Here is a 16,386-nt window from a genome sequence, read left to right as displayed (position 1 = left end):
GCTAATAACTCCATGAATCTTCATCTTTCTGAAGATAAAACCGTAAACTCTAAGAAAAACTATGAGTTCTATTGGGGTTACAAAAATCATGTCATTTGCGATGCTATTTCTGGTCTTCCTATTGCTGAGTTTACTACCACCGCTGATGTTAATGAGGTTTCTAATCTTACTGAAATCCTTGCTTCTACTAATGAATGGTTTCCTCTTGAAGGCAGTTACATCATTGCTGATAAAGGTTATGATTCAAAGCAAAATCATGATTTCATTCGTTATACCCTTAAAGGTCATGCCTTCATTGCCTTAAATAAGCGTGGCACTAAGAAACATAATTTAACATCAAAAGGTAATGTCATTTGCGATGCCGGCTTACCTATGCATAAAGATGGTAAACAATATTTTGATTCATATATTAAGCAAAAATTTTGCTGTCCTTTTAGAACTTCCAAGGATGACTCTTTATGTCCTTGTAAGCATGATAAATACTTTAATGGTAAGAAAAACAGAGGCTGTGTAAAATACATAACCATTGGGACTGATTATAGGTCCTCTATAAATCGTGATTCTATATTTTTTAAAAAATTATATAGCCTAAGAACTGAATCAGAAAGATACAATTCTAGATGGAAAAATCTCAATACTGAGCAAGCTTATGTTAGAAATATTAACTCTGTTACTAATCTAAATACAATCGGACATATTTGTCTTTTAACTGTTGCAATTGCTGCCATAAAATCTGGCTGTGTTGATAAATTTAAATCTCTATCGGGATTTAGAAGAATGGCTTAAACAAGCTTTTAAATTAATTTTTAAATCAGCAAATTTTACCAAGGGGGTAGTCTACCCTTTTTGGAGCTCTTTTGTTCTTAATTTAACTTTAATTTAAAGTATTTAAGCTGCCATTCTTAAAAATTGGAACTATTTGACATTAATTATTTTATTTTTTATCAATTATGCTCATCTCTAGAATTTGAGATAAAAAGAAAGCAGCCGCACTTGAAAGTAATGCAGCTACAATAACATCCCAATTTTTTGCTGGTCTTTTTTCTATCTCGTCTATCTTTTCTGCTATTTTCTCTACCGCTCTCCTTATTTGTGCAATTTCATCAAATATTCTTTTGAAATTTGCTCTGTTTTCTGCGTTTATTTCTTTTATTTCAATTATATCTTGCTTTACTCGTTCTACATCTTTTTCAAGTTCAGCAACTCTCTTTGAAAGTGTATCTATATATACACAATTCTTGCAGTCATTCATATTGCACCTCCGATTACAAAACAAAATCGTCAAATATTTTCTTTCTCAAACCATAACTATTGCAATGTTTCAAAAGTCCCATGTATGACTGAACAGTTGAGTTTATTATGCTAAAGCTTATTCCTTTTCTTTTAAAAGCTTTTTTCAAATATTTAAGTCTTCGTTTTATTTTAAGTGAAGTTTTCTTTTTAAGCTTAACGTGGGTTGGCCATAATTTATAACCAACAAATTCTATTCCCAGTGTTATAGGCCTTATAGCAGTTTTATTGTTTAAATGTAATTTTAATTCATTATTAAGATAATTTTCTATTTCTGCTTTTAAATAATGCAAATGTTTTTTATTATTACTTAAAACTATAACATCATCCATATAACGCATATAATACTTAACTTTTAGAACATGCTTTACAAATTGGTCTAGTTCATTTAAGTATATATTTGCAAATAGTTGGCTTGTCAGATTACCTATTGGTATTCCTTTTCCCCCAATTCTTTCGCTTTCGCCCGGTTCACCATTTAAAGGCAAACCAAACTTAGTATCTTCACTTTTAATTATGAGTTCCAACAACCAAATCAGATTTTTATCCTTTATTTTTCTTCTGAGGATTTTTGTTAAAACCTCATGGTCTATTCTGTAAAAATATTTAGATATATCAAGTTTTAAGTAATACCATTTTCCTGGTTTTCTTGAAACTTTTCTTAGCCAATATTGAAGTTTTTGAGCTGCTTTGTGTGTTCCTTTCCCAATTCTACAAGCATAAGAGTGTTCAATAAAGGTCTTATTATATATTGGGTTTAACACCCTATATATCGCCCATTGAACTACTCTGTCCTTAAAAGGTAGGGCCATTATAAGCCTTTTCTTTGGTTCATAAACATAAAATTCTCTATATCTTCCTACCTTATACATTTTCCATATTAACTCATTTTGTATTTGAATTAAATTTTCTTCTAAATTTGAACTAAACTTCAATACTTCTTCTCTATATCTTTTACACCTTCTTGCTTCTTTGTAAGCTTCATAAAGGTTTTCAAAATCATAAATTTTTTCATATAAATTATTATATCTTTTCATGTCTCACCTCGTTGTCATAATATGCTGCACGTGACATCTTTCGCAATTGCTACTAGCTGCCTTTGCAGTAATTCAATTTTTTGCCTTTCGGCAAGGGAATGAGCCCCTTTAAATCATGCACTGAACGACACCCCTTGGGGTGTTCGCCTTCTGGCTATGATATAGAGCGGAGCGGAAACCAATGTTGCTGTTGGCATTCGAACGAGGGTTGTTCAAGTTCAAAGCGAACACCCCAGCACTTGCACCGTTGTTCCAGTTGGCCCCACGAAGAGGGAATAACGGCTCATTCCCTTTTAATATAAATTGATTAATTATTTGTTCTCTTTATCCATCCGCCTAGCATTTTTCCGATTTCATTTAACATCTTGGACCAATTTTCATATTTTTTAATAGGCAAATATCTAAGTTGCGAATCTGCTGATAGTCTTATTAAATTTCTTAAAACATCAATCTCTATATCAATTTCCTCTAATGTTGTCTTCTTGTAGTATTTTTTATTTGCTCTAACTATTAATTCAAGCAATTTATACATTGATTTTCTTATGTCTGCTGCAAGAACGTGTTTCTCATGTTTAGGAAATTGTTGCAGGCATATATTCCCGTAAAGTATCATGTCGTATGTTTTCTGCAATAACTTAAAATCTTGTTGCATATAATCACCTTTTTGAAAATTATAGCCTGCTTTCGCAGGCTAATTCAGATTACAGTATTTCAGATTCCAGATTATAAACAATAAGCGGAGCGGAAACCAAAGTTGCCGCTGGCATGCGAACGAGGGAGGTTCAAGGCCAAAGCGAACACCCCAGCACTTGCACCGTCGAGCCAGTGGGCCCCACGAAGAGGGAATCTTTCACCATAGTTACGAACAATGAATATATCTCCGCCGTGTGATGCGTCAATTGGGAATAGTCCTAATGCTTTTAATAAAGTAGGAGCTGTTACCCCTGATGCTGCGGTTAAACTTTCAAAATTACATTGAGAATATCCATAATCTACTTGCCCACCAGAAGTATACATTATATTGTTTATAGTTTTATTTAATTGCGGATCCCCACCAATATCGGCAGGTGTAGTATTTGTACTTCCTGCTGTTGTATTATCAAATTTTAATGTGTCAGCAGTACCCGGAGCAACCAATGAACCATCTTGTAATATAGCTTTCCACAATGCAGATGTATCTGTATGGTCCGCATTCAGTATAGCTGCATCATTGTCTTTAATTATTTGTATTTCGCCATTTTTTAGCCTTAAGCCTGCTACCCACTCCCATACGTTTCCGTTAAGGTCAAAGATGCCTTCATTTGTATTATCGTGTGCCCAACTTGCAGGTCCGCTCCCAGTTGCAACTCTTCCTGTTTTGCCTGCTCCACTATCAAAATATGTTTCTTTTCCTTTTTCATGAGCTGCTGAAATGTCTGAGCCATAGTTATTATTACCCCTTGGCATAAAACCATTTTTCTTACACCAAAGCGCAATTGCTGCCCACTCAGCATTAGTCATGAGGTGCCAGCCATCACCTTTGGCATAACAAGAACTCAATGCTTGATCAAAAGTTATATATGTCTTTGGGTCTTGCATAGGTAAGCTATATGCTCTGCCATCGTATACTATGTTTTGATATTTGCTTATAAAAATATAATCTTTAACAACTCCATTTTTTATAAACGCTGGGTGATATTCATCTCCTGCATAGCCATCTATAACATCTTTGATTTTAAACTTTGGTATAACTACCATTATGGATGGATTCCCTTTATCATCATAAAGAACCGTGTTTTTCCCTCCTGTTGCTGCCTCAACTGCAGCTCTATAAGTGTCCTTAATTGAAAATGTAAATGCCATAAAAGTCCCTCCCTTATTCTATAGAAAATAAATAAAGCTTTACCATCTCTGTATCCAAAGGTAAAGCTTCTATTCTTGTTTTTATTTCTTCGCCATCAATTTCCTCTTCCTCGATTATTGTATATTTTTTAGGTGGTAAAACAACTGTTGCAAGTAGCCAATATCCAATCCCCTCATGTATTACATCATTTTTGGAAATATTGATTACAGTTTCTGTATCTCTTTGTCTTTCTTGCAAGTTGATTTCAATATCAGCAATTCTAAGAATATTGTTTTCTAACTGATAATCTATTTTAGGCCCATCATTCATATGAACTATCTGCATATTATCACCTCACGCTATATCTGGATTAATTATTGTCCATCTTATAGTAACATTATCAGCAAGTCCTGAATATTTAATTTTAAAAGAATTTGCAGTCTTATCATAAACTTCAACTCTTCCGACCCTATCTAAGTCACTTGCCGATTCTACTGTAAGATGAACGTCATAATCTGGACTATCAAGCATTGGAAAACCTGTTAATGTAACAACTGAATAAGGATCCGAAGAAAAATAAAAAGGATATCCTGTTTCTATCCTTCTTTCATCATACAAAGTTACAAAAGTTAAATCCGAGCCTTGATCATTCGCCGGAACAACAATTCTATAAAGTTTTAATGCGTCTGCTGGGACTGTTTGCCCTACATATACTTTATACCTTCCTGCAGAACTATCGTATTGTAAATAAGCATAATATGTTATGCTTGATCCAGTTGGATTGGTTGGGATTAATGCCACCTGTTGTTCATCAGGTATCATATGAACTTTTCCTGCAAAAATTAATGAGACCTCTCCTTGTGTATAGGTTCCTGTTTTTGTGATTTGTATATATCTACTGTTAGGCATTTTGGATATAACACAACCATTTATTACAAATTTATTATAAATAGTTACTGTTCCCTGCTGTAATCTTTGCTTTCTCCATTTTTCAAGTTCTTTATTTACTGCATTTAGCTTTGTTAATACTTCTACTACTAATAATCCAACAACATTATCTCCAATATCTATTCCTTCTTCCATGCGGTTTAAATTTGTTGCACTAAGTGGTGTTCCTTGCTGAATTACATTCCCATTTTGGTCAACTACATGATCATACCATTGTATTTTTTCATACTGACCTGGTGTTATCGACATTTATTACACCTCCTGAACTGTGATAGAAAACTTAACTAATATACCTTGAGTATCATTTTTAGTTATACTTTCTGTTTTTTCTGCGAATAAATTATTATCTTTATCATAAAGCTGGAATTGATTAATTGTTACTGTTCCTGTAATTGTATTGTCGAGTAGCAAGTAAATATTTACTTTGTCATCAACAATTTCAATATTATGAATCGGAACTTGATAATAGGTTGTTCCAATTCTATATTTGCCATATGATACATTATCTCTAATAAAATCTTTTAACTTTTGCAAAGCATTTGATGTAAGCACATTGTCACCTCCTTATGCTTGGCAATATTTAGTTCCACATGGCTCATAAGTGAAACTATAAACATTACTATCCATGTCAAACTTTAAGTTATCTATGTGTGTTAGTCCTATTGTTGAAATTCCATATTTTGTTCCGCATAACTCATAATTAAAATAATAATTTGCTGCTGTGGTAGGCATCTGTAAAATAGACTGAATAGTTCTCCCTATTTTAGCTAAGTCTGGTTTTGTTCCGCATAATGGCATATTGCATAGCAAATAGCTAAATTTGTATGTTTTATTTTCACACTGTAAATTAACTTTATTATTAATAGCTCCAATTATTTTATATTCAATATCAGGATAACTTTGTTCAGCTAAATTTATAGCTTCAATAATAGGAATAAAATCAGTTGGCTTACTAAGCTCCATTTCTATGTTTAATGCTTCTAAGTGGCTTCTTACATTTTTTATTGAATACAATGCTTTTAAAAATTTTCGAACTAAATTATCGTATACCACTAAATTTGTTATAGTTACCTTAAAAGTATATGGTTGACCATTATATTGAAACCATTCACTTATTTCTGCTTTATTACCAAATGTCGTTGCAATCAATTCTTCAATTGAACTCACAGTTCCTTTTTTTATGTGCCATTCTATTGATTTTTTTATCATTGTTCTTTTTCTTTCAATGTCTAATTGTTTGTCATAATAATCAACATGAAATTGCCAAGCAAGTAAGTCGAGTTTTTCTTCACTCAACTCATCAATTCTTGCCAGCAAAATTGCTTCTTTTATTTGATCTGATGTTTTTTGTAATTCTATATCTATTGCTTTTGCCGCTGCAACAATTTTAGAATCAGTTTTTAAATTTGATGGTAAAATGTCTAATATACTAATGTTGTATATATCATTCATCTTCAACACCACCAAAACTGATGCTTACCGAATTTGCTACTGCAACTTGATACAATTCAAGTTGTTGAAAAACTGGTTCATTTAACACAACTCTACTTGCACCTGCTTGCATTACTCTTTTTATTAACTCTGAAGGGTTTATATTTCTTCCAAGTTTACTCTTTTGCCAGTCCATATATTCATTTATAGCTTTGTTAACTGCATCATTTATGCTGTTTTGTAGTGTTTCATTTTCTTGCGAGATATAATAAGTTAAATTTATATCATAAAAAATTTTCTCAGGAGCTCTTACAACTACATTATCCGTAAGAGGTCTTGCATCTTTAGAACTGCATACTGCATTAACTAAATCTATTATTTCTTGAGTAACTTCTCCAGAATAAGTTAAAGGCGTTATTTCTACAACTCCTGGCGAAGGTGACCTCACTGTCACATCACAAATTAAAGGCGATGCTTGTTTTGCTAAACTTATATATGCTCCTTCTGGTCCTGCAGTTGAAAATGATTCTGGAGCTTCATATATCCTTTGTCTAAATGATTCATCATCTTCTTCGTCTACTCCACCAGATGATTCTGTAATATTTGTTACCGATTCAAAATAAGGGAATGGATCTACAATTTGATTTATTTGACCTATTATATATCCATTTCCTATTTCACCTTCTACTGTGCATTCAGCATTTACATCTACATACAATTCACCTGGATTAATTTCTTTATATTCTGTTGTTTGAAAATATATTTTACTATCATAATCATTGGTAGTAACTCTTGTCCCAATTGGAATTGGTATCGCTTCTTCTCTTGGTTCTGATATTGTAAATCTTAAAATAGTGGTTGCTTTTGTAGCTGGTTTTCGTAACACCCCTAATAATGCACCGATATGATCAAGAAATTCACCTTTAGCATATCTTAAAGTATTTTGTTTTGCTGCCATATCTATTAATATCCTTTGTTGAACTATAATACTTGCAATTGTTTCTAAAAACATCCTTACAGGATCACCAGGATATAAAGTTTTTCCAACCAAAGCTTCGTAAGTTGTTATGATACTTTCTCGTATATTTTCAACATCTTTATCCACAAAATCAATTTCAGGTAAATCATAAATGATCATCATTTATTCTCACCTTCACTTTTGGAATTAAAATCCCTTCTGATTCATTCTTATCAAAAGTTATAGATACAACTTCGCATCTTGGCTCATAATTTTCAATAATATTAATTATTTGTGCAGTTAATTTTGTTTGTGCAACTGGAGTAGTTTTATCTAATAAAGAATCTTCTATTCCTATATCTCTATTAAACGGAACTGTCCCTTTAATTGTTGTTAAGAGAGTTTTTATATTTTGAATTATTTCTGCTACGCCTGTTGCACCAAAATCAATTTCATTTACAGGAGGTATTATTTCATATTCGTTCATCTAATCACCCCTAAATAGGCGTAAAAATTGCCATTCTAGTTACTTTAGGTTTAGATACAACTTTTTTAGATTTTTTAACTACGTTTTTCTTTTTTACTTTTTTAGTAGCATTAACTTTTTTAGTAATATTAACTTTCGTATTTTTCTTTTGAATTTTTCTAATGATTTTGGGTATTGTAGTAATGTATTCCTCTAATTCAATATCTATTTCTGCTGTTACTATGTTTCCTTTATTATCAATTACTGTCCATGCTTCATTAATCGATTCTATTGTGTATTTACCCAAACTTTTATTACCTACAACTAAAGTTACTGCCTCACCTTTTGTCATGTAACTTCTTAAAGTTTTTATTTCTTGTGCTGGATTTACACCGAAGGCGGCCGATAATTTTATTTTAAACTTTATTTTATCAAGATCAGGTCCTAAAAACTGCTTAATTGGTTTTACTCCGAGAACATCATGTTTAGCATATCTTGCATGAGTTTCTCTTGAAAAATCATCAAATGTTTTTACATAGTCTGAAGAAACTTCAAATACAACTGTTCCTAACAAACCTATCATATTAACACATCCTCTTAAATATTTTGTATATTGCCACTAACTAAAATATCGCCATTAACTATTAAGTTGCCATTTATTGTTACCTCAGTTGCGCTTTGTATTATAACTTTGCCTTTGCAATCTATTTTTAAAATATGATTTTCCCTATCATATTCAACCTCTGTTCCATCGCTAAATTTTATGTTTCTTTTGTTTTTATTTTTGATTGCAGGTTTATCTTTGCTGGAATATATTGATCCTAATATAAAACCATGATGTAAAGAGTTAGGGAGGAATATGCACACAACCTGTTCTCCAACATCAGGAAGTATATAATCTTTATTTTTTAAAGTATTATGCTGTAACATTGGAAGGTCATAAGATATCGAGTTTTCCTCAAAAATTACTCTTGCTGTTGCATCTTTTTCATTTATAGAAGATACTATTCCAACTCTAATTAAATTCTGTAAAATAAAATCAAAATTTGCATCATTAAATATCATCAATATCCCTCCAGAGTTTTCCTTACCTCTATTTCTGTTATGTATCCGCTGCTATCAAGATTGTGAACAGCTGTTTCAATAAAATATTTACCATCAAATATCCCAAAACCTTCTATTTCTACAACTGAACCTGCACAAAGTTTTATATCTCCTACTAACCTCAAATTAACTTTAAATTCGTTTTTATTTTTTTCTCTTAAACGTTTTTTAGCCTTTTTTATAGCTAACGTTGCCTTAGCTCCTTTAGGTGATTTTTTTATTTCTGCAAAATTGCTTGATTCATTTATTTTTAATGTTTGTCCTACTTTAGGACTATTTTTAGGTGTAAAACTTGCTTTAATTTTTTCACCTGTTTCAGGGTCGTGATAATTTATTTCTGCACTTTTATAAACATCTCTACTACTTGTTGAAAAGCTATAACTTAATAAATCTGCTTCACCTTTAATTATTTTTCTAACTGCATTTTTTGCTTCATATTTTTCTTCATCAAAAATAATAAGTTTTTTATTTGCAACTTTAATCGCTAATCCTGCATCAGTACATAGTTTAAAAAGCAATTCTAAATCATTTTGTTTAACTTGTTCTACTCGATCATACATAGGATCTTCGTCGCAGTCAAAAATAAGTTTAAGGCCTGATTTTGCAGCAATCTCACTCGCAATTTTTGATAATCTAATTGTTTCCCAAGCTCTTGTTTTTTTCTCTCCTCTTAAATTAGATGAAATTGGTATTGATACCGCTTTTATCTCTACTATGTCTGGAGGACCTGAAAGCTGTATTTCATCGATTTCAAACAAACCACATGGTAATGATTCTGAATATCCAGTTGTATCCCAATTATCTGCTATTATTGAAGCCTTAATTGCTGAACCTTTTTTCGGATACAGTAAACCTTTCCATAGTCCTTTTACATCTTCTAATCTTAATTGAATCTCATCTGCTTTCCCGCTTGCATTATCTGTATATGAAAAACTTAAAATAGAAGAGGATATATCAGCTGATATATCCTCTCCCTCATATTCTATATATAATCTTGCTTGCCTACTCATGGTCATTCTTCCTTCCATGGTAATTGTGCAGATGTATCTTTAATTTCAATATCTGGGATAATTATATCTATACCTGATGGAAAAATAGTAATAGACATATATGAAGGATTAGCTTCCATTAATTCTTTTACATAATTTTCATCGCCGTAAACTTTATACGAAATAATATCCCATGTATCCCCACTAACAGTTAAATATACATCAACATATTCATTAGTCTGCAAATGAAAGCCTCCTTTCATCATTTTTTATTCTTTTTAACATGTCCTTTAAATTCAAATTTGATATTACCTCTTTTGTCTCTTTCTGTATAATATTTTTAATTGTGTTAGTATCTATACTGCTATTACCGTTTATGTTAAATTCTTGTTTGATATTTATAACTATATTATCTGATTCATTCCTACTAATTGAATTTGTAATGTTGCTTATAGAACTTTTCATTGTTCTAAAATCTCCATTAACAATTTCTCTTTGCTGACTTAATTGTAAAAGTTTTTGAGTTTTAGTTGAGTTGTATATCGCTGAGCCTTTAGGGAGCTTAACCAATTCTGGTCCTCTCTCTCCAACTAGCGTCCAGCCACCGTGCCAATTGCTTGTTCCTGTTGCATTTTCTCCTATTTTCTTCCCATCGAATTCAACTTTCGATATTTGTTTTATGTTAAACCCTTTTCCACCTATAAGAGGAACCCAGCTTGGAACTTTAACCTTGTTGAGTAGTCCAATTAAAAGATTAATTTTATCAATAAAGTAGTTTATGCTTGTTTCTGCTACTGTCTTAAAAGCATTTCCTATGCTATTTATCATGTTTCTAAACTTTTCATTTTTCTTGTATAGCACTATAAGTGCTGTTCCAAGCGCAGCTAAAAGCATTATCACTTTCAATATTGGATTTGCAGTCATTACAAAATTTAAAACCTTTTGTGCAGCCGCTTGAGCTCTTGTCGCCCAAGTAACTTCTTTGGATATTAAGCCATATTTAAGCATTAAGGCATTTAACTGGATAAAAGGTGCAGAAACAATTGTTCCTACATAAGAAAGTGTTTTCCAAGCAACTCCAAAACCTAAAACTGAAGCTCCGGCAAGAGTTATTACTCTTGTTAGCCCAGGATATTTATCGCTTAAATTTTGAATTATGTTTGCACCTTTTGTCGCAATATCAGCCATTGCTTTTAGTTGTGGTAAAAGTATTAATCCTATTGAATTCGAAAGTGAGTCTAATGTATTTTTCAGTAAAATTAATTTATTTTCTGTTGTATCTGATTTTGTCTCAAATTCTCTTTGCATGCTTCCTGCATATAAAGCGCTGTTTCCAACTTTATTAAAGTTATCTTTAAGTGCATTAAGATTAGTAAGCAATGGCGCTATAGCTCCTACACTTTCTTTTCCAAACAAATCAGTTAATACAGCAGCTTGTTTGTGTTTAGGAAGTTTTTGCATTGCATTTAAAACAGTTAAAATAGCTCCTTGGGCATCTTTTTGCATCAGTTTTGCCATTGTTACTGCATTAAGTCCTAAAGCTTTAAATGCAGCTTGTTGAGATTTTGTTGCTGCTTCACCAGCCGTAAGACTTAAAATTAGATTTTTTATTCCAGTTGCAGCGATCTCTTCACTAATACCAGTTGAAACCATTGTAGCACCGAGTGCTGCAATTTCACCAGCTGCTGCACCTCCTACACTACCAAGTGGTCCTATTCTTTTTACAACCTCAGAAATTTTAGGTGCTGATGCCGCTGTTGTATTGCCTAAATAATTAATCTGATCAGCTAATGCTTCTACTTGTCTTTGATTCATTTTAAATGCAGAGCGCCATTGTGCCATCATTTCCCCTGCTTCTTCTGCTGATATATCGAAAGCGATTCCCATTTTTGCAGCAGTTTCTGCATATTTTACAAGTTCATCTCTTGCGATTCCAGCTTGACCTCCTGCTGCTACGATTGCTGCGAGTCCTTCTACAGTCATTGGAATTTTCTTTGATAATTCAACTATGTCTTTCCCCATCTGTCTAAATTGCTCGGGTGCATCAAAATCTACAACTTTTCTTACTTCAGCCATTGCATTTTCAAACTTTATTGCTTGTCTTATTGGTTGCTGCAATATCATAGCTGTTTCTATTGCAGATAACATCTCGGCACGTGCATTTTGTCTTTTACTTTTTAATTCTTCAGCTCTTTTTTGATATTCAATTAACCTTTTTTGAGTTTTAGTCGCTCTATCCAATTCTTTATTTAATTTTGCTGTATCATTTGCAAAATTTATCGTTGATATACCTGCACTTTTTAATAAATCTCTTAGCTGAATAAGTTTTGTATTCTTTTGTTCTATTTTCTCTTTTAATTTTGAAGCTTTATCTTTTGCTTTTTCAAAATTATTTTGTATTTCCTTTAAAGGTCGTTCTGCTTGTTTTAACTCTTTTGCAAGTGTTTTAACTTGTTCTTTTGCTTGTTTAAATTCCTCTTTAAGTTCATTAGAGGGATTTTCTGTTTTAGATATTTGTTCTTCTAACTTTTTTAAATTATTTGTTGCTGAATCATATTGTGTTTTAAGTGACTTTACTATATTTTCAGATTCTTTTAATTCTGCTGCAAACTTATCAACTTGGCTTTGTGCTAATTTATAACTGTCTTCAAGTTCTTTTATTTCCTTTTTTAAATTTACATATCCTTCAGCATTTTTATTTACCTTATTTAGTTCGATTATTCTTTTATTTAGTTTTTCAATGTTTTTAGAAGCAGACCCAAATATTGCAGGGAATGTCGAATCTATTTTCCCTGACAATTTATATACCGTTTCAAATATCTTCATACTTATCATCCCTTATCCAAGTTCGAGAACTCATCCATCCATTCAAATAATTCTAACAAAGGACGAGATAACCAAAACTCTAAAGATGTTGACGTCTTCATTGAAAAAATCAATGTAACTTTCATTAAATCTTTTTTAAATTCTTTTATACTTCTATATCCAGTAAAAAATCTTGTACCTGAGCTGTAATAACTGTAAAATCCTTCAAAGGCAGTTTTAATAAAAAGTCAATCGTTTGTTTTGGCTTTATTGCTCTTGCAGCTATTGCTGCTAGATATGCTTTATCCATTTCATGAACTAATGGCACTTTCCCAATAGCTCTTATTTCATTTTCAGCTTCAATTACATCCATACCTGTTAGAGAATTTAAATCAATCTCTAATTCCTTAACTTCGATATCACCTAATTTTACAGGCTTTGATAATGATATTTTTTTCATTATAACCATCTCCTTTATTGTTAAATTTTTCAAAATATCATACAATATTATTAGAGGTGAGGTTATGCTAATAAAACTCTTCAAATATTCAATAGTTTTTGTTGTCTTAGGTTTTCAAGTTTTGCTCTACTTAATTTTTGCTGCTTTACAAGCAGGTTTAATTGCTATTTTTTCATATGTAATTTCAGAAAAATTGTTTTACCCTGTATTCTTTATTTCATTCGTAATATGCGCTATATATCATATTTACAACAATATAGTTACTCTTTTTATTAAAAAAAGCGAATGAGGTCAGAAAGCCTGACCTCATTTTTATTTTTTATTCTATTCCGAGTGCTGTTCTTATATCTTTCAAATAATCGACTCCATCTATAATGCATATATAGTTTAGTTTATCTATTTCTGCAACTGTCCTACCATCTATATCAACTTTTAAATATAAAGCTTCAAGTTCACTCGATGAGTCTGTAGATGAACCTACGTCAAATTTGCCTAATGCTGTTTTTTTAGGAGTGCATTTTGCAGTAACTTTAACTGGTGTTACTTTGTATTGTCCAGCTCCTGCATCATATATTTGAATTGCGCCCCTAAAATCAAGATTATGAGCTTTAGGAGTTGCTAATGTTATAAGTGGTTTTGATAATGTTCTCCAATTTATTTTTACTGTCATGCTCCCAAAATGTCCCAATACAGGACTATCAACTTCTCCAGCAATTCCTGCCCCTTTTATTTTATCAGTCATATATTCTAATTCAGGAAGCTCTATATCAGCTGTTCCTACAAGATCTGTTCCATCTTCATAAACTCTAAAATTTATCAATTTCTCAGGAACTTGATTCATTTATATCACTCCTTAAGCAAATAAATTTTCGAGATACTTAACATCATATTCAAGAATAAAGTCAATTTCTCTTGCAGGGCTCGGTGAAGCAAAATATACATGGAATTTAATTATTCCATCCATAAGGTCTGTTTCAGGATTTTCCTCTTTTAGTAATACCACTTTGCCACCTAATATAAATTGTCTTGCAACTAATCCATTAAACCAAATATTTGCACTATCCACAATTGTTTCTATCAATCTTCTGTTTATTGGATAATCTATCTTTTGCCAGAATGTTAGTGTTAAAACATTTCCTATCCAATTCGTCATTCTCCTTATTGGAATAAATGAATCTTTTGGATCAGTTATAGTTGGATAACATCCAGTTCTATTACCCCATACTTTCCAACCACCAGCAATATTTATAGCTGTTACTATGCCCTCGCCGTTTAAATAAGCTGCCTGATCAGGACCTAAGAATATCTCTTCTCCATCTTTTAACACAGCTGCACTTGCTTTTAAATTGTGGTTTGATGGCGACATATATGGTATATCTTCGTTATTTGCATCAGTTCCACATATAACACCTGCAATATGCGTAGATAAGTGGAATATTTCATCGCCTAATTTAATCATTGGCCAACACGAAACTTGATATTTACTTGTATAATTATTAGAATTTTTCCAAGCTGGAACATCACTATATTTTTTTACAACATCTGTTGGTATATCAACCAATGCTAATGCCTTAAAGTGTCCATTTATATTTTGAGCTTTTGCATCCATTACAGCCGCAACTTCTGGTTTTGTTGACCAATATGGAGCTAATAAAAGACCAGGAACTAAGCCAAATTTAGGAAATACCTGATTTACTAATTCAAAACCTTTTGCCTTTCCTGTAGTTATATCAATTCCACCGATGATATCGTTCGATGTCACTTTTGATGGGTCTAATTTTGTATATGATACTTTTAATGTAATTGTGCCTTGAGGTATTGTTCCATCTTTTTTTCTTGTTAAAACAAGCTTACCATCATCATTAAATGCGAGTGTATAATCTATTCCTTCTTGATATGTTGTTGTTTCATCATCTGATTTAACTACAACTGTTTCTTTTAAAATTCCTGTTGCATTTATAAGACCGATATCTGCTATTAAACTTAATGATTCGCTTGTAACGTCTGTCTTGTGTATTGATGGGTCTAAAACATTTATTAAAACAACTGGTGCAACTGAATATAGCGTAAAATGTGATCTTATAAATTCACATAACGTATAGTTTTCATAGTCCTTCACAAAACCAAAATTTGCTACCGCTTCATCATATGTATAACATAATACTGGTTCATTAACCTTATACCCATTTGTTGCTAAGTTAATTGGTGCTGTTCCTACAACGACAGGAAGACCAGCACTTGTCCTACTTGGCGGAACAATTGAAGTAGGAATTTCACTAAAATAAATACCATGTTTATACATTATCTCACCTCACTGATAAATTTTAAAACTTCTTTATACATCAAATTTTCATATGTTCCAGTTTTACTTATATTCTGCATCACTTTAGATAACTCATTAACTGGCACAATAAGACCTTTTATTGATGGGCATTTTTCAAAAAGATCATTTAAATGTTCTGGATAACCTATAAAAATTGTGTTTTGAATAAGCCCTTTATTGGTTAGGTTTGGTCCACAATAAATATATCTTATTTTATCTTTTATTTCAGAACTTTTGCCAGTTTGAATTTCATTTGTTTTAATCTTACCTGCCAAAATATTCACTCTCCTTTTCAATAATTTCTTGTGGTTGAGGAATCGTCCATATAGTTTTAATTAATCCGTTCCATTCTGGTAAAGCTTGTTCTTCAAATAACTCCCATTCAAGCGGTAGTTCTAATCTAAATTTCTTCGCTAAAGTTCTTTGTTCGAGTAATCTTTGCCTTATTCTTTGGATAATGTTCAAAGTATCTTGCCAGCCTTCATGATCGTCACTATATGTTCCAATTATTAAATTTATTTTTATCTCGGACTTTTCTTGATTATCCACTCCATTCATAGCCCTTATTATTACATAAGGATAATCTGGTATATCACTTTCACCCTTTGCTGGCAGATAACCTACAACAACTTGTGGCTCTTTTTTTGTTTCTCTATTATTTGTTTCAAGCACATATTCTTCTACTACATTCTCGATAAATTTCTTTAATTCGTTAAGAAGCTCAATCGCAACCATAAGACCACCTACGCTTTT

22 protein-coding genes are annotated in these 16,386 nt (G+C 31.9%); 2 read left to right on the top strand and 20 right to left on the bottom strand.

Going from position 1 to position 16,386, the window contains the following annotated elements:
* Positions 1 to 786 (top strand): transposase (locus CAAU_RS04195; protein WP_040305921.1); only part of this gene is annotated, 786 nt, incomplete at its 5' end.
* 148 nt (positions 787 to 934) lie between these two features.
* Here the strand turns inward: CAAU_RS04195 and CAAU_RS04190 are convergent.
* The 16 genes from CAAU_RS04190 to CAAU_RS04115 form a co-directional block, all read right to left on the bottom strand.
* Positions 935 to 1,252 carry a hypothetical protein gene (locus tag CAAU_RS04190; RefSeq protein WP_008908183.1) on the bottom strand — a complete coding sequence of 106 codons (318 nt, stop codon included), beginning with the start codon at positions 1,250 to 1,252 and terminating at the stop codon, positions 935 to 937.
* A gap of 13 nt (positions 1,253 to 1,265) precedes the next feature.
* A complete protein-coding gene (locus tag CAAU_RS04185) occupies positions 1,266 to 2,327 on the bottom strand; it encodes a reverse transcriptase/maturase family protein (protein ID WP_008908182.1) in 1,062 nt (353 codons plus the stop codon).
* A gap of 307 nt (positions 2,328 to 2,634) precedes the next feature.
* Positions 2,635 to 2,979, bottom strand: a complete 345-nt coding sequence (gene avd / locus CAAU_RS04180; RefSeq protein ID WP_008908181.1) for a diversity-generating retroelement protein Avd — start codon at positions 2,977 to 2,979, stop codon at positions 2,635 to 2,637.
* Between the two features lie 71 nt (positions 2,980 to 3,050).
* A complete protein-coding gene (locus tag CAAU_RS04175) occupies positions 3,051 to 4,169 on the bottom strand; it encodes an SUMF1/EgtB/PvdO family nonheme iron enzyme (protein ID WP_008908180.1) in 1,119 nt (372 codons plus the stop codon).
* A 13-nt stretch (positions 4,170 to 4,182) separates the two neighbouring features.
* Positions 4,183 to 4,494, bottom strand: coding sequence for a hypothetical protein (locus CAAU_RS04170; protein ID WP_008908179.1), 312 nt, complete (start codon positions 4,492 to 4,494; stop codon positions 4,183 to 4,185).
* Positions 4,495 to 4,503: 9 nt separating this feature from the next.
* On the bottom strand, positions 4,504 to 5,346 hold the full coding sequence (locus CAAU_RS04165; protein ID WP_008908178.1) for a hypothetical protein: 843 nt from the start codon (positions 5,344 to 5,346) through the stop codon (positions 4,504 to 4,506).
* Between the two features lie 3 nt (positions 5,347 to 5,349).
* Positions 5,350 to 5,649, bottom strand: a complete 300-nt coding sequence (locus CAAU_RS04160; RefSeq protein WP_008908177.1) for a hypothetical protein — start codon at positions 5,647 to 5,649, stop codon at positions 5,350 to 5,352.
* 12 nt (positions 5,650 to 5,661) lie between these two features.
* Complete coding sequence (locus tag CAAU_RS13850; protein WP_008908176.1) at positions 5,662 to 6,549, bottom strand: phage tail protein I; 888 nt, start codon at positions 6,547 to 6,549, stop codon at positions 5,662 to 5,664.
* The gene (locus CAAU_RS04150; RefSeq protein ID WP_051004378.1) at positions 6,542 to 7,669 is read right to left on the bottom strand and encodes a baseplate assembly protein; all 1,128 of its coding nucleotides are present in this window, start codon (positions 7,667 to 7,669) and stop codon (positions 6,542 to 6,544) included. Before CAAU_RS04150 ends, CAAU_RS13850 begins: the two co-directional genes overlap by 8 nt.
* Complete coding sequence (locus tag CAAU_RS04145; RefSeq protein WP_008908174.1) at positions 7,653 to 7,973, bottom strand: GPW/gp25 family protein; 321 nt, start codon at positions 7,971 to 7,973, stop codon at positions 7,653 to 7,655. The genes CAAU_RS04150 and CAAU_RS04145 overlap by 17 nt, the downstream gene beginning before the upstream one ends.
* Before the next feature lie 10 nt (positions 7,974 to 7,983).
* Complete coding sequence (locus tag CAAU_RS04140; protein WP_008908173.1) at positions 7,984 to 8,535, bottom strand: phage tail protein; 552 nt, start codon at positions 8,533 to 8,535, stop codon at positions 7,984 to 7,986.
* A gap of 14 nt (positions 8,536 to 8,549) precedes the next feature.
* Positions 8,550 to 9,017 (bottom strand): phage baseplate assembly protein V, encoded by a 468-nt coding sequence (locus tag CAAU_RS04135; protein ID WP_008908172.1) that lies wholly within the window; start codon positions 9,015 to 9,017, stop codon positions 8,550 to 8,552.
* Entirely contained in the window at positions 9,017 to 10,066 is a 1,050-nt protein-coding gene (locus CAAU_RS04130; protein ID WP_008908171.1) for a phage late control D family protein, read from the bottom strand. The genes CAAU_RS04135 and CAAU_RS04130 overlap by 1 nt, the downstream gene beginning before the upstream one ends.
* A gap of 2 nt (positions 10,067 to 10,068) precedes the next feature.
* A complete protein-coding gene (locus tag CAAU_RS04125; RefSeq protein WP_008908170.1) occupies positions 10,069 to 10,290 on the bottom strand; it encodes a tail protein X in 222 nt (73 codons plus the stop codon).
* Positions 10,280 to 12,871, bottom strand: a complete 2,592-nt coding sequence (locus tag CAAU_RS13845; RefSeq protein ID WP_008908169.1) for a phage tail tape measure protein — start codon at positions 12,869 to 12,871, stop codon at positions 10,280 to 10,282. Before CAAU_RS13845 ends, CAAU_RS04125 begins: the two co-directional genes overlap by 11 nt.
* Before the next feature lie 145 nt (positions 12,872 to 13,016).
* Positions 13,017 to 13,310 carry a hypothetical protein gene (locus CAAU_RS04115; protein WP_008908168.1) on the bottom strand — a complete coding sequence of 98 codons (294 nt, stop codon included), beginning with the start codon at positions 13,308 to 13,310 and terminating at the stop codon, positions 13,017 to 13,019.
* A 64-nt stretch (positions 13,311 to 13,374) separates the two neighbouring features.
* Between CAAU_RS04115 and CAAU_RS04110 the strand changes: the two genes are divergently transcribed.
* Complete coding sequence (locus tag CAAU_RS04110; protein ID WP_040305885.1) at positions 13,375 to 13,599, top strand: hypothetical protein; 225 nt, start codon at positions 13,375 to 13,377, stop codon at positions 13,597 to 13,599.
* A 30-nt stretch (positions 13,600 to 13,629) separates the two neighbouring features.
* Here CAAU_RS04110 and CAAU_RS04105 read toward each other — a convergent pair whose 3' ends face one another.
* From CAAU_RS04105 to CAAU_RS04090, 4 genes are read right to left on the bottom strand one after another with little or no spacing between them, the layout of a single operon-like run.
* Complete coding sequence (locus CAAU_RS04105) at positions 13,630 to 14,151, bottom strand: phage major tail tube protein (protein WP_008908167.1); 522 nt, start codon at positions 14,149 to 14,151, stop codon at positions 13,630 to 13,632.
* Between the two features lie 12 nt (positions 14,152 to 14,163).
* Positions 14,164 to 15,612 (bottom strand): phage tail sheath family protein, encoded by a 1,449-nt coding sequence (locus CAAU_RS04100; protein ID WP_008908166.1) that lies wholly within the window; start codon positions 15,610 to 15,612, stop codon positions 14,164 to 14,166.
* Positions 15,612 to 15,908: a hypothetical protein gene (locus tag CAAU_RS04095; protein ID WP_008908165.1), complete on the bottom strand. Its 297-nt coding sequence runs from the start codon at positions 15,906 to 15,908 to the stop codon at positions 15,612 to 15,614. The genes CAAU_RS04100 and CAAU_RS04095 overlap by 1 nt, the downstream gene beginning before the upstream one ends.
* Positions 15,898 to 16,368 (bottom strand): hypothetical protein, encoded by a 471-nt coding sequence (locus CAAU_RS04090; protein WP_008908164.1) that lies wholly within the window; start codon positions 16,366 to 16,368, stop codon positions 15,898 to 15,900. The genes CAAU_RS04095 and CAAU_RS04090 overlap by 11 nt, the downstream gene beginning before the upstream one ends.
* Positions 16,369 to 16,386: the final 18 nt, after the last annotated feature.

It is taken from the genome of Caloramator australicus RC3, assembly GCF_000297115.1.
Classification (GTDB): domain Bacteria; phylum Bacillota; class Clostridia; order Clostridiales; family Caloramatoraceae; genus Caloramator; species Caloramator australicus.
The sequence above is the reverse complement of the archived record's forward strand: the minus strand, read 5'-3'. Positions and strand labels throughout refer to the sequence as shown.